Source organism: Actinomadura darangshiensis (assembly GCF_004349235.1).
Lineage (GTDB): Bacteria > Actinomycetota > Actinomycetes > Streptosporangiales > Streptosporangiaceae > Spirillospora > Spirillospora darangshiensis.
Genome location: NZ_SMKY01000071.1, coordinates 1 through 12,731, shown reverse-complemented (window position 1 = coordinate 12,731; position 12,731 = coordinate 1). Strand labels below are relative to the sequence as shown.

Here is a 12,731-nt window from a genome sequence, read left to right as displayed (position 1 = left end):
CCACGCCGCCCGCGCACGGGCGCGGGGCGGCGGATCACCATGTCAGTCGTCGAGCTGATCGCTGACGATCTTCCCCGTCTGTGCGTCGATCTGCACCTCGTGGACGTGCTTGCCGTCGTCGGGCTTGACCTCCCAGCGCAGGCCGTGGCCCTCGTCCTGCAGATGCACATCCACCACTCGACCGGAGTGCGCTTTCTGCGCGGTGCCGACCGCGTCGTCGCGGCTCACCTTGGCCTGACCGACATGCGCGGCCGTGAAGGCGGCCTCCTGCTTCCGCTCCTTGAGCGGGTCCGCCTGACCGGACCCCGCAGCGAACGCGACACCGCCCCCGGCCGCCATCAGCGATACCACCGTGGCGGCCGCGATAACCACATTCCTCACCGGACGTCTCCTTCCCTTCCTCGGACGTGCCCTGTGACACAAGGCCAGCATCCGCGAGAGCGACTGAGAGGGCGCTGAGTGCGCCACAGCCGGTGCCTCCCCCTTGCCTCGCGGCGAGCAGCCGAGACAGTCGATCGCTTCGCCCGCACGGATTTGTCGCCCGAGTGAGCCGTCTTGCGGGGCGTGAGGGCTCGCCTGCGCACGTCGCAGCGATATCGACCTAAAGCAGTGGGAGTGCTCTAGGGCTCCCCTTACCTTGCCGGTGGCAGGCTGGCGTTCGTGGACGATTCGCGTGCCGCTGAGGGCCGGCCGCTGCGCCGGCTGGTGCTGGTCGCGATCGTCGGGGTCACGGCCCTGGCGATCGTGCTGTTCGCCCTGCCGCTGGCTTTCGTGGTGCAGCGGCTCTACAGGGACGAGACGGTCACCCGACTCGAACGGGACGCCACGCGCATCGCCGCCGTGGTCCCCGACGACCTGGCCCAGAGGCCGCGGAGCGTGCGGCGGCCGGCGGGGCTCTCGCCGCGGCTAACCATGGGCGTCTACCGGCTCGACGGCACCTTGCTGACCGGCGACGGACCGTCCGGATCCGGGCTGGTCGCCCAGGGACGCGACGGGCGGGTCCATGACCGGGTCGAACACGGTCAGATCGCGGTCTCGGCCCCGGTCCCCTCGGACGAGGGCGTCGCCGTCATCGTCCGGGTCAGCGCGCCCTACGATCTGACCACCGACCGGGTCGAGCGGGCACTGCTCGCGATGGCCGGGCTCGCCCTGTTGATCATCGGCTTGGCCGCGCTCCTCGCCCGCTACCTCGCCCGGCGGCTGGCCACCCCGCTGGAACGGCTGACGGACGCGGCCCGCAGGCTCGGCGGCGGCGACTTCAGCGTCCAGGGCCCGCGCTCGGGCGTGCGGGAGGCCGACGCGGCGGGCATGGCCCTTGAGGCGACCGCCCGCCGCCTCGGCTCGGTCCTGGAGCGAGAACGCGCCTTCAGCGCGGACGTGTCGCACCAGTTGCGTACACCGCTCACGGGGCTGCTCCTCGGCCTGGAGTCCGCCATGGAGCGGCCGGGCGCGGATCTGCCCGCTGCGATCGGCACGGCGATCGAGCGGGGCCGTGGTCTCCAGCGCATCATTGACGAGTTGCTCGACCTGGCCCGAGACAGCGTGCCGGAACGCAGGCCGCTCAATGTCCCGGCGTTGCTGGAGGACATCCGACTCCGCTGGCACGGCCCGCTCGCCGGCCGGGGTCGTCCACTCACCATCGAGAGCCAGGAACCCCTGCCCGAGGTGCGAGCGGCGCCCGCGGCGGTGTCACAGATCTTGGATGTCCTGCTCGGCAACGCCCTGGAGCACGGCCGCGGCGAGGTCACCGTCCAGGCAGGTGATGCCGGCGGCGGGCTGGCCATCGACGTCACCGACCAGGGAGCAGGTATCCCCGACGACGCTCCCGATATCTTCGCCCGCCGCCATGCTCATCCCCCTGGTGCGGGGGCCTCTCCCGCAGGGCGCGGGATCGGGCTCGCGCTCGCGCGTTCCCTGGCGGAGGCCGAGGGCGGCCGACTCGTGCTCCGCCGCGCCCGCCCGCCGGTGTTCACACTTCTGCTGCCCTCTGCGGACGACCCGGCAGATCCGCCGGCTCACACGTCGATCTCGTAGCGATAGCCATGCCCACGCAGAGTGGTGATGCGCCCGGGATCCTCGCCGAGCAAGGCGAGCTTGCGGCGCAGGGCCGAGACGTGCACGTCCAGCGTCTTGGTGGAGCCGAACCAGTTGACGTCCCAGACCTCGTCCATCAACTGCTCCCGGCTGACGACCTGACCGGCCCGGGACACCAGGACCGCGAGCAGATCGAACTCCTTTGGGCGCAATTCCAGTTCGACACCGCCAAGGAACGTCCGCCGGGACGCCAGGTCCAACCGCAACCGGCCCACCTCCACAGCACGGTCGTCGGGCAGCACCCGCTGGCGGCGCAGATGCGCCCGCAGCCGGGCCAGCAGTTCGGTGAGGCGGAAGGGCTTGGTCAGGTAGTCGTCCGCACCGGCGTCCAGGGCGACGATCACATCGAGTTCTTCCGTACGGGCTGTCAGCACCACGATGACGGTGTCCGGCAAGGAGCCGCGCAGCCGCCGGCACAGGACCGGGCCGTCCATGTCCGGCAGCCCGAGATCGAGGAGGATCAGGTCAGGAGGGCAAGCCCCTGCCGAGTCGATGGCCTTCTGTGCGGTGGCCGCGAGGACGACGCCATAGCCGTGGCCGGTCAGCGCCTCGGCCAATTCCGTGCCGATGACCGGGTCATCCTCGACGATCAGTAACTGAGCGGCCACATGTCCCATGCTAGATACGCCACCGCGAGGCGCAGGTCCGGCGGCGTTCATCCGGCGGCGGGTCGGGCTGAGAGCAGGGGACGGAGCCTGCCGGTGCGGGCGCGCTCCACCAGTGGCGCCGTCCTTCCGGCGGCCAGCACGATGGGCGCCGCGAGGACGAGGCCGACGAGGGCGCCGGCGGCGACATCGTGCGGGTAGTGGACTCCCACCCATACCCGCGAGGCAGCCATGAGGACGGCCGCCATCATCATTGCGGTACCGAGCCGCCGGTTGACCGCCCAGAGTGCGGTGGCCGCCGCGAAGGCGATGACGGCGTGATTGCTGGGAAACGACCAGTCGCCGGCCGGCGGACAACTCTCCAGAGTGAAGCTTCCCGGGATGGCCTGGCACGGGCGTATCTCATGGACAGCCCCCTTGACCATGGTGTTCACCCCATAGAGCACGACCACCACCAAGGGGGCGGCCAGCGCTCGGGCCATCGTGGTGCCGTCGGCGCGGCGGGCCCGCCACCAGGCCGCCGCCAGGGCGACCGCGAACAGGACCAGCCCGGCGGCCGAGTAGAAGGCGATCATGTCGTCCAGCAGGTCGGGGCTGTGCCGGGCCAGCCGGCTCACATCGGTGTACAGCCCCGCGTCGAAGGAGGCGGGACCGAGCAGGGACGCGGCAGCACTCATCAGGTCGTCCGATCGTGTTCACAGGACGTTCGTCTACAGTCCTGTAGTCGTCTACAGAACTGTAGACGCTCGTGTGGGAGAATCGGTTCGTGACCTCTGCAGCGCGCCGGCCCGCGGGCGAGCTCGAGTCCGCGGTGCTCGAAGCGCTGTGGGCCGCAGCCGAGCCCATGACCGTGCGCGATGTCCGGACGGCCCTGGGCGGGAACCTGGCCCGGACGACGATCACCACGATCCTTTCCCGGCTGCACGTCAAAGGCGTCCTGCGCCGCACGCGGTCCGGCCGCGGCTACGCCTACAGCCCTGTGGTGGAAGATCAGGCCGCGCTGTCCGCCGGCCGCATGCACAAGGAACTGGACAAGAGCGGCGCCGAACGGCCGAGCGTACTGGCGCGGTTCGTCTCGGACCTCAACGCGAACGACGAGCGGTTGCTGCGTGTCCTCCTCGAACAGGCCGGACACGCGGACGAGCCCACGTCCTAGGTACGGGCGCCGGACACGTGGACGTCCCTAGCCGGCCTGTGCGTGCTCGATGAGCTGGTGGAGGTCGATCGCCCCGTCGTTCGCCGACAGGACCGACAGGACGACCAGGACCACGGTGGCCGCGACGAGCAGGCCGCGCCGGGGCGGCGGGGGCGCGAGAAGCGCGGCGACCCTGCGAGGCAGCGGTCCGGGGCGCGTGCCGCGGCGGGCGAGAGCGGGGCCGATGCCGAGCGCGGACGGGTGGCTCAACCCTGGACGCCGGTTGCGGGCAAGGGCCGCCTTGCCGATCGCGCGTGCCGCCCGTGCGCGGTCGGTTCCGGCGGCGGACTCATCCGCCCACCGCTCGGTGGTGTAGGTCACGGCCCCGCGCAGCGGCCACAGCAGCGGGTTGACGGCGGCGGCGATATGGGCGGCCGTCCGGAACAGGTGGTGGCGCCCGGCCAGATGCGCGTGCTCGTGGGCGAGCAGAACGTCGCGCTCAGCGGGATCCAGGGCCGCCAGCATCCCGGTGGAGACCACGATGCGTCCCGGACGTCCGGGAAGCGCGAACGCGTCGGCCGCGTCGTCCTCGACGACGGCCAGAATGCCCTCGCCGGGAAGCCCGCGGGCGGTTCGCGCACCGTCCAGTAGCGCGCGGATGTGCGTCGTCGCCGCGTGTCCCGCCGCGGCCAGGCTCGCGACCAGCGCCAGGCCGGCGACCGTGGCCAGGGCGGGACTGGTCTCGGTGGCGTGGTGAAGCACATGCTCGGACAGATGCCCGAGCTTCGCGATCAGCGGCAGGCGCAGCGCCCCGCCCAGGGCGAGGACCGCCAGCGTGGCGGTGCTGGCCAGGGCGAGGGCGACGCCCGTTGCGGTCAGCAGCCAGGTGCCCGTGCGGGGCGGCAGCAGCCCGGACAGCGGGCGCGCGGCGCACGCCATGACGGCCGGCAGCACCAGGGGCAGGAAACCGTCCAGGTCCATCATGTGTCACCGGCCTTCGAGGAGTTCGCGCACCCGCCGCTCGTCCTCGTCGGACAGGGTCTCGACGAAGCGGGCCAGCACCGTGTCCCGGTCGGGCCGCCCGTTCATGACCTGGTGCATGCGGTGCGCGGCGAGCCCCGGCTCGTCGCTCACCGGCGCGTACCGGAAGGCTCGCCCAGCCTTGGTGCGAACGAGCAGGCCCTTGTCATGCATGCGAGAAAGGATCGTCACCACTGTGGTGTAGGCGAGTTCTCCGCCCAGGCGCTGCCGTACCTCGGCGGTGGACAGCGCCTCACCTGCGTGCTGCAGGACGGTCATGATCTCCGATTCCAGCGCGCCCGGCTCGCGTCGCCCGTCGGCCATGGGCGCCCCCTCGCTATGCCTGCCACCGCCCTCCGATGACCAGTGTGTCACGGCACCGGGTCGTCGCGCCGCCGGCGGCCATCGCCTGCCCCGGAAGCCCGATCACGGCGCGCCGTCCGACGCCGCGCCTTGAGGAACTCGAGTCCCACCGGGAGGAGCGAGAGCACCACGATCACAGCGACGGCGGGAAGCAGATAGGTGTCGATGTTGGGGATCGAGGACCCGAGCAGGTAGCCCGCGAGCACCAGCCCGAGGCTCCACAGCAGTCCACCGGCGACCTGCCACAGTGTGAAAACCCGGACGGGCATGTCCAACGCGCCAGCGAGCGGATTCAGGACGGTCCGCACAACGGGGACGAACCGCGCCAGCACGATCGCCTTGGCATGCCCGTAGCGCCCCAGGAGTTCTTCCGCGCGTGCCACGCCGTCCAGCAGATGCCGGTTCCGGCTGCGGGCGAGCAGCACCCGCCCGCCACGGCGTCCCAGGACGAAGCCGCATTGCGCTCCGACGAGCGCCCCGGCCGCGGCGGCGAACATCACCCAGGGCAGTGACAGCCGGGTGTCCCCGTGGGCGCCCGCCGTACACAGCAGCCCGGCGGTGAACAGCAGCGAGTCGCCCGGCAGGAAGAACCCGACGAGCAGCCCGGTCTCGGCGAACAGCACCACCGCAATGCCGACCGTCCCGAAGGCCGCCAGCAGCGATCCCGCGTCCAGCGGGTTCAGGGCCGCGGGAAGGGCACCGAAACCTTCGATCATCGAATCCCCCGTTTCCAAAGAACCGGGACCGTACCCGTTCCCGGCCTGTCGAAAATCTACATGCTTGTAGATATTCTGGTTGGACCAAGTCGCCTTGCGTCCGCTACCCGCGCCGCTCGACGGCCGGGCTCGGCCCGCTCACCGGCGTCCGCGCGTCCTGCCCGGCCTGGGGCTGCCCGCGCCGGGCCAGCCGACGCCGCAGAGCTCGTGCAAGGTCGGTCCCAGCGACTCGGCGCAGTGCCGGCAGGACCATGCGGGCCGGCCATCGGCAGGCCACGATGCGCAGGGCCAGCTCACCGTTCCCTGCAATGTAGGGCTCCAGATGGTCGCCGACGGCCCGCGTCAACCGCGGCCGGACGGGGACGGCGAGGTCGCAGTGGGCGGTCCCCTCGGAGGTGAGGCGCGCCATGACGGTGGTACCGCCGGCCTTCAGACGCAGCCACATGCCCCACGTCTGGTCGACGAGCCCGAAGGGCCTGATCGTCCGGGACGGCACGAACGCCGCCTCCCACGCGATCCAGCCGTCCTCGTGCCGGAAGCTCGCCTGGACGTGGAAGGCGCGACTCGCGCGGCGGCGGTCGCGGATGTCCAGGGTTCCGCTCAGCTCCTCACCGGGCTTGATCCGCCCGAGTGGATTCACAATGGTGCCCGAGACCCGCAGCACCTTTCCTTCCGGCCGCATCGCGGTCACGCGGCCGCCCAGATGGAGGGCGTCAGGCGGAAGCGTCGACAGGTCCATGTCCGTGACGTCCAGCACGCTGCGGCCGAGCTCGGTGCCGATATGGGCACCAGACCAGTAGACGCGCCCATCCTGTTCGGCCGGCTCGATGGACAGCACTGGAACACCGCTCCGGGGCACCAGATCGACGGCGGCCATCGCCGCCTCGATGTCGCCCTCCCGGATCATCAGGGCGGCGATGGCCGGGATCCGGCCGGCGGCATGGAACACCGTGTCGTCCATCTCGGCCAGGTAGGACCGGGCCAGGTCCGTGAACAGCTGACGGTGGCCTGAATCGCGGCTGCGCAGTTCGCGCAGGTAGAGCAGCAGGTCGTGGTCGATGAACTTGGCGTCCTTGAGGCGTGCCAGCTCAGCGGCGCTGTGGTCACGCAGCGCGACGTCGATCCGCCGGTGGATCTCCAGCCGATCGGCGAAGTTCCGCAGTTCAGCGCGCCGGTTGCTGATCGACGGCGCCCGGTCGCGCGGTTCCACCATCCAGTTGTAGACCCGGTCGGGGACGACCGCGATACCGTCCGCGGCGAGGTACGCCTGCGCGCTGAACAGCAGGTCCTCGTAGTGCAGCCGCTCGGCGAACCGCAGCTTCGCCCGGTCGAGGAACTCGCGCCGGTAGCACTTGTTGGTCGCCAGGGTGTCGTACAGCAGATCCGGCTGATCAAGAACGCTGCGGAAGAGCCCCGGGTCCTGGTACAGCCACGGGCACCAGTCCTTCTCCCGCCCGGGAAGGACGCGAACGCACCGCCCCGCGACCAGGTCGGCGCCGGTCTCCTCAGCGGCCGCCACCATGGTGCCGCAGGCGTGCGCGGGGAGCGTGTCATCGCTGTCGAGGAACATCACGTACCGGCCGCGCGCCATCTGGAGGCCGAAATTGCGGGGCGCGCCGCACCCGCCGGAGTTCGCCTGGAGCGGGAAGGCGCGCACTCGATCCGGATGGCCCTCCGCCAGAGTGGCGGCGACCCTTGGCGTGGAGTCGGTGCTCGCGTCATCGACGATGACGACCTCCACCTGGGCGAGCGACTGCTCCAACGCCGAGCGGACGGCACGGGGGAGGCGCCGCGCATCGTTGTAGGCGATCACGACAACGGTCACATCGGGTTCCGGTCGCAAACGGTTCCACCGCCCTCATCCGCATCCAAGGATCTACTATCGCGATAGTAGATCGCGCAGGGTTAGCGGAACATAAGCGCGAGCGGTTCTACCGCCGTCCTGCCGTCCACACGTCGGTGACGGGACTGCGGGATCCGCTCACCCCGGCGCGAGCAAGCCGGAAAGCGTCCTCGATCGTCCTCAGGACGCCGTAATGGTCGATCTCCTCCGAATACCGGCCGGGTTTCACGAACGCCCCGGTGAACACGGTGGCGATCCTGTTGCCGGACGAGCCGTCGTTCTCGTCGAAGGTGACGATGAGCAGGCTGCCGTGGGCCCGGGCCCAGCGCGCGTAACCGCCGAGGTTCGCCCGCACCCAGGAGTCACCGGCCGCAACGGAGCAGTCGTGCATGTCATGGCACAGATCCGGAATGACGAACGCCACCGTCGGCAGCGCGGCGTAATCGCGCGGGAAGTCGGTGAAGGGTCGGTTCGCCGAGGCCGGCAGGGCCGGGAAGTTCGCCCAGGGGACGTGCTTGCGGGCGTAGCGGCCATCGCTGCAGACGCTCGAACCGGTATGCGGAAGGCCTTCGGAGTACCCGATGAAGGTCAATCGGGCGGCGCGCAGTTCACCGGCGAGGTTCGCCGAGCGGTAGGCGTGCGGGCAGGAGTCGTCGGTCAGACCCTGTGTCGACCCGGAGAACAGGGCCAGGTAGTTCGGCTGGCTGGGATGCCGGATCGCATAGGAGTTCGTGAACCAGGCGCCGGACCGAGCGAGCGAGTTGAGATACGGCGCGTCCTTCCTGCCCATCACCTGATGCACGGCCTTGTTCTCCAGCACGACGACCACGACGTGCTGGAACCGCGGCACCGATCCGGTCGTCGGATGCGGGCGTACGGCATGCGTGGACCCACCCGTGCAGCCGGCGGCCAGGGATCCCGCCAGCAGCACGGCCGACCAGGCGCGCGCGAGCGTCCTCAACCGGAGCCCCCCCAGGACGGGAACATCTACTAATCCGATAGTAGATGCAGTGCCCGCGCCCTTCAGGACGGTGTCGCCACAGACCCTCGCGGCCCTCTCTCCTGCCCCCGCTTCGCCTGATAGGCGATCAAGAGCAGCAGGACGGTGGTCAGGATGAGCGAGGCGCCGACCGTCCCGTATCCCAGACCGCCCTTGGCGATGGGCTTGCTGAAGAAGTCCCCGGTCGTGGCGCCGAGCGGGCGGGTCAGCACGAAGGCGACCCAGAACAGCAGCGTCGAGGAGACCGGCGTGCGGTACCGGGCGAGAACGATCAGGACCATCGCGGCGCCGATGACGGTCGCTCCTCCGCCGAAGCCGAGACCCGTGTCGTCGGCGAGGAAGTCCCCCAGCGAGGTGCCGAGAGTGTTGGAGAACAGAATCGCCGTCCAGTACAGCGCCTCGCCCCGGAGATCGGCGACGCGGGTGACGTCGAACGGCCGGCCGCTGAGTTTCCAGACGGCGAACACCGTCGCCAGTGCGCCGATCAGGACCAGGGCGCCTCTGAGGTAGCCGAGCCCCGCGGTCCGATTCATGAAGTCCGACATCGTGGTTCCCGCCGTGCTGGTGGACAGGATGACCGCCCAGTAGAGCGCCGGATGGAACCGCTTGACGCAGAGCTGGGCGCCGAGACTCGCCAGGAACACCGCGAACAAGACGATCGAGCTGACCGCGTAGCCGACCTTCATCGTCTGGGCGAGGAGGTCACCACCCGTCTCGCCCAGAGTCGTCGCCGCGATCTTCATGATCCAGAAGACCAGGGTGATCTCGGGAAGTTTCTTCACGACGGCCAACTCCGCCCCCACGTCGACTACGAAGCGTGACGGATTGAATACTACACGTGTGTAGAAGTTCGCGCGGCCACTCGCCTCGGAACGTGGTCCGACAGGCGGTCAGGGGGTTTCGTCGCCGACGTCCGTGGCCGCGTCACGGAGCAGGCGGTGCAGCAGCGCCTCGTCCCCAGGGGCGAGTTCGGACACGAAGCGGGCGAGCACCGCGGCGCGGTCGCTGCGGCGGCCCAGCAACTCGTGCATCGCGGCGGCCGTGTGACCGGCCTCGTCGACGCTCGCGGAGTAGACGAACCCGCGCCCTTCGCGCCAACGTGTCGCGAACCCCTTGCGGGCCAGCCGCGCCAAGGTGGTCATCACGGTCGTATAGGCGGGCGATCCGTCGAGAACGGCCTGGACGTCGGCGGGGCTCATCGGCCGCGCCCCATCCCACAGGGCGGCCAGCACCGCGTCCTCCAGCATCCCTGCAGGCCGGCGCCCCCGCTCGTCCGAACTCGCCATCGGCCCACTCCGCACTCGTGAGATTGCTATGCCGATAGTAGAAGACGGTGACTTCCGTCGCCCATCATGCCGACGGGCACGAGTCGCCGTTGGCGCGGCGCCACGCCACCAAACCGATCTCGTAGATTTGCCGGGCCAGACCCTTGGTCGGCTTGCTGTGGCCACGTCCCCGACACTCGCCGAGTAGCACCGGCTTGTTACTATAAGTTTCAATGTGTCACTTTCTGTGACACGGGTATCTGAGAGCCACTCCCCCAGATCAGTCGAGGCACATATCTGGGGGGACACAACATGATGGGTCGGCGGCCGACGATCGTGCGCGGCTCTGGGCTTGTCCTCCTCGGCTTTCTGATCTTCTCGACGGCGTGCAGCGCCTCCGGGAAGGCCGGTTGGTCGTCGGCGCGACACGGGGTCCGCAGGACGGTGCTGCTGGGCAGGTCCGTCCATGGGCGCCCCATCGTCGCGGTCGAGCTGGGGAACCCACATGCGGCCCAGCGAGTGCTGGTCGTCGGCTGCGTGCACGGGGACGAGCCGGCAGGCGTGCCGGTGGCGAATGCCCTTGCCGCCCAGGCAGGGCCGACGAACACGGACCTATGGGTGGTCCCATCGTTCAACCCGGACGGGATGGCGGCACGGACGCGGGGCAACGCCCACGGCGTCGACCTCAACCGCAACTTCCCGGCCGGGTGGCGACCGATCGACTCGCGCGGCTCAGTCCACTACTCCGGCCCCGGGCCACTCTCGGAGCCGGAGTCACGGTACGCCGCCGACCTCATCCGGCGGATCCGTCCGACCATCGGAATCTGGTTCCACCAGCAGATGGCCGTCATCGACGACTCCGAAGGACCCAAGGACGTCGAGCGGCGCTTCGCCCGCGACGTCGGGCTCCCGCTGCGCACGCTCACCCGCTATCCAGGGAGCATCACTGGCTGGGAGAACACCGTCGTCCGCGACAGCGCGTTCGTGGTCGAGCTCCCCGCCGGGCGGCTCCCGGCGCGGGCGGTCCGCCGATACGCCGGCGCCGTCCGCCGGATCACCGGGCCGTGACCGCGCAGGGCCCGGGATCGCAGTGACAGTCACGCTCCTGCGTAGGTAATGACCGCGTCACTCGCGAAGCCGAGGACGAGCCCGGCCAGGACTCCCCAGGTTGTGACCGTCTTCATGGCCGCGGCCCGGGCGACGGCGAGCAGTTCGATCACCACGTACAGGATCGATCCGGCCGCCAGCGCGAGAAAGGCCGTCCCAAGGGTGTCGCTCACCAGGCTCTGGCCGATGACGGTGCCCGCCAGGGTGGGCCCTCCACCGATCAGGCCGAGCAGCGCGAGCCGTCCCCAGCTCGTCCGGCGCCCGGCGGACGCGAGCGGGGCGGTGATACCGAAGCCCTCGGTGGCGTTGTGCGCACCGAACCCGACGACCAGCAGCACCGCCAGGCTCAACTCACCGGAGGCGGCGGCGTGGCCGATGGCCAGCCCCTCAGCGAAGTTGTGCAGCCCGATGCCAGTCGCGATGAGCAGCGCCAGGCGATCCGCCACGGCGCGGGTGTCCGCCTGCTCCGTCCAGGTGCCGGCCGCCGGAAGCGTGGCAGCGCCAGGCCCTTCCTTCGGCGCGGACGGTCGCCGGACGCGACTTGCGATCCAGCGGTCGAAATGGACCAAGCCGGCCAGGCTGACGATGAGCCCGGCCAGGAGGACCGCCCCGTACCCGACCGCCTTGCCGGCACTGTGTTCGCCGAGTGCCCCGTCGATCGGCTCCCATGCGTGAGACAGGACATCGACCATCAAGAACAGCAGGATCCCGATCGCGACCGCGCTGAGCAGCGTGCGCATCCGCGGCCGCGGATCACGCAGGCGCCCGAGCGGCAGCCCGAGAAAGATCGTGAAGCCGGCGATGGCCCCGAGCAGGGCGATCCTCTCGCCTGACATGTTCGGCTCCCGTCATCCCGTCCCGGTTGCTTAGCTGAGGCTAACCTCACCTGAGCAGTTCGTCTACATGACTGTAGAAATTCGAGTGCGGGAGCGGTGTGCTGCCTCCTGCATGCGCGTCCCGGGCTGTACGCGCGCCGGCGTTCCGGATGGGAGCCGCCACGTTCAGCGGAGAACGCCGGTGTGCCCAAGGGAGTAGCGGCCGGGCTGCGGATACACGCAGAGACCGTGCGGGCCATCGCCGACACGGATGCGGCGGATCAACCTGCCGGTGGCCGTGGAGATCGCGTACACCTCGCCGTGATAGCGGCCCGACAGCCACAGCACCTTCCCGTCGGCCGACACGCCGCCCATGTCGGGCGAACCACCGCCGGGCAGCCGCCAGCGCCGCACAACCCGCCCCGACTTGAACGAGATCAACGAGATGGAACCCTCGCCACGATTGGTGACGTAGAGGGTGGTCGAGTCGCGGCTCACGTATAGACCGTGCGCGCCCTTGCCGGTACGGATGAAGCCGGTCTTACGGAACGTTGACGCATCGATCGTCCAGACACCGTCGGAGGCCATATCGGCGATGTAGAACGTCCGGCCGTCGGGAGAGATCTTCACGCCCTGCGGCATCGCGCCCTTCGCCAGGTTGAGCCCACCGGTGACCTTCTTACCGCGCGCCGACGCGTGCCGGGCCTGCGACGGCCGAAACCACCCCCCCCCCCCCGCCCTCCCGGTCAGTTTCCGCACCCGCAGGGC

General features: G+C 70.1%; 15 protein-coding genes. 3 read left to right on the top strand and 12 right to left on the bottom strand.

All coding sequences use genetic code 11. From position 1 onward, the window contains the following. Positions 1-42 precede the first annotated feature (42 nt). Entirely contained in the window at positions 43-372 is a 330-nt protein-coding gene (locus tag E1293_RS17625) for a PepSY domain-containing protein (protein ID WP_165978257.1), read from the bottom strand. A 288-nt stretch (positions 373-660) separates the two neighbouring features. Here E1293_RS17625 and E1293_RS17620 point away from each other — a divergent pair, with 288 nt between their 5' ends. Further along, complete coding sequence (locus E1293_RS17620; protein WP_132198500.1) at positions 661-2,034, top strand: sensor histidine kinase; 1,374 nt, start codon at positions 661-663, stop codon at positions 2,032-2,034. On the opposite strand, the gene E1293_RS17615 is transcribed toward E1293_RS17620, so the two are convergent. Together E1293_RS17615 and E1293_RS17610 are read right to left on the bottom strand one after the other, a co-directional pair. Beyond that, a complete protein-coding gene (locus tag E1293_RS17615) occupies positions 2,016-2,687 on the bottom strand; it encodes a response regulator transcription factor (RefSeq protein WP_424923644.1) in 672 nt (223 codons plus the stop codon). The genes E1293_RS17620 and E1293_RS17615 overlap by 19 nt on opposite strands. A 62-nt stretch (positions 2,688-2,749) precedes the next feature. Beyond that, the gene (locus tag E1293_RS17610; RefSeq protein WP_132198498.1) at positions 2,750-3,376 is read right to left on the bottom strand and encodes a phosphatase PAP2 family protein; all 627 of its coding nucleotides are present in this window, start codon (positions 3,374-3,376) and stop codon (positions 2,750-2,752) included. A gap of 89 nt (positions 3,377-3,465) precedes the next feature. On the opposite strand from E1293_RS17610, the gene E1293_RS17605 reads away from it, so the two are divergent. Continuing rightward, on the top strand, positions 3,466-3,855 hold the full coding sequence (locus E1293_RS17605; RefSeq protein ID WP_132198497.1) for a BlaI/MecI/CopY family transcriptional regulator: 390 nt from the start codon (positions 3,466-3,468) through the stop codon (positions 3,853-3,855). 27 nt (positions 3,856-3,882) lie between these two features. Here E1293_RS17605 and E1293_RS17600 read toward each other — a convergent pair whose 3' ends face one another. The 7 genes from E1293_RS17600 to E1293_RS17570 all read right to left on the bottom strand — a co-directional run bounded on the left by E1293_RS17600 (position 3,883) and on the right by E1293_RS17570 (position 10,062). After that, positions 3,883-4,818: a M56 family metallopeptidase gene (locus E1293_RS17600; RefSeq protein ID WP_207938904.1), complete on the bottom strand. Its 936-nt coding sequence runs from the start codon at positions 4,816-4,818 to the stop codon at positions 3,883-3,885. Between the two features lie 3 nt (positions 4,819-4,821). Further along, complete coding sequence (locus tag E1293_RS17595; protein ID WP_132198496.1) at positions 4,822-5,178, bottom strand: BlaI/MecI/CopY family transcriptional regulator; 357 nt, start codon at positions 5,176-5,178, stop codon at positions 4,822-4,824. A 47-nt stretch (positions 5,179-5,225) separates the two neighbouring features. Next, a complete protein-coding gene (locus tag E1293_RS17590; RefSeq protein WP_132198495.1) occupies positions 5,226-5,933 on the bottom strand; it encodes a DedA family protein in 708 nt (235 codons plus the stop codon). A gap of 103 nt (positions 5,934-6,036) precedes the next feature. Continuing rightward, positions 6,037-7,758, bottom strand: a complete 1,722-nt coding sequence (locus tag E1293_RS17585) for a glycosyltransferase family 2 protein (protein ID WP_165978256.1) — start codon at positions 7,756-7,758, stop codon at positions 6,037-6,039. A 106-nt stretch (positions 7,759-7,864) separates the two neighbouring features. Then, positions 7,865-8,707, bottom strand: coding sequence for an alkaline phosphatase family protein (locus E1293_RS17580; RefSeq protein WP_207938903.1), 843 nt, complete (start codon positions 8,705-8,707; stop codon positions 7,865-7,867). A gap of 92 nt (positions 8,708-8,799) precedes the next feature. Then, entirely contained in the window at positions 8,800-9,558 is a 759-nt protein-coding gene (locus E1293_RS17575; RefSeq protein ID WP_132198492.1) for a COG4705 family protein, read from the bottom strand. Positions 9,559-9,666: 108 nt separating this feature from the next. Further along, a complete protein-coding gene (locus E1293_RS17570) occupies positions 9,667-10,062 on the bottom strand; it encodes a BlaI/MecI/CopY family transcriptional regulator (RefSeq protein ID WP_132198491.1) in 396 nt (131 codons plus the stop codon). 291 nt (positions 10,063-10,353) lie between these two features. Between E1293_RS17570 and E1293_RS17565 the strand changes: the two genes are divergently transcribed. After that, positions 10,354-11,109, top strand: coding sequence for a DUF2817 domain-containing protein (locus E1293_RS17565; RefSeq protein ID WP_132198490.1), 756 nt, complete (start codon positions 10,354-10,356; stop codon positions 11,107-11,109). A gap of 29 nt (positions 11,110-11,138) precedes the next feature. On the opposite strand, the gene E1293_RS17560 is transcribed toward E1293_RS17565, so the two are convergent. Next, positions 11,139-11,984 carry a ZIP family metal transporter gene (locus tag E1293_RS17560; protein WP_132198489.1) on the bottom strand — a complete coding sequence of 282 codons (846 nt, stop codon included), beginning with the start codon at positions 11,982-11,984 and terminating at the stop codon, positions 11,139-11,141. A 165-nt stretch (positions 11,985-12,149) separates the two neighbouring features. After that, on the bottom strand, positions 12,150-12,731 hold a 582-nt coding region (locus E1293_RS17555; protein ID WP_207938902.1), incomplete at its 5' end, for a YncE family protein.

Bases quoted from the DNA above. Each gene is read 5' to 3' on its own strand.
- E1293_RS17590 (WP_132198495.1), bottom strand. From the start codon at position 5,933: ATGATCGAAGGTTTCGGTGCCCTTCCCGCGGCCCTGAACCCGCTGGAC.
- E1293_RS17570 (WP_132198491.1), bottom strand. From the start codon at position 10,062: ATGGCGAGTTCGGACGAGCGGGGGCGCCGGCCTGCAGGGATGCTGGAG.
- E1293_RS17560 (WP_132198489.1), bottom strand. From the start codon at position 11,984: ATGTCAGGCGAGAGGATCGCCCTGCTCGGGGCCATCGCCGGCTTCACG.
- E1293_RS17600 (WP_207938904.1), bottom strand. From the start codon at position 4,818: ATGATGGACCTGGACGGTTTCCTGCCCCTGGTGCTGCCGGCCGTCATG.
- E1293_RS17610 (WP_132198498.1), bottom strand. From the start codon at position 3,376: ATGAGTGCTGCCGCGTCCCTGCTCGGTCCCGCCTCCTTCGACGCGGGG.
- E1293_RS17595 (WP_132198496.1), bottom strand. From the start codon at position 5,178: ATGGCCGACGGGCGACGCGAGCCGGGCGCGCTGGAATCGGAGATCATG.
- E1293_RS17565 (WP_132198490.1), top strand. From the start codon at position 10,354: ATGATGGGTCGGCGGCCGACGATCGTGCGCGGCTCTGGGCTTGTCCTC.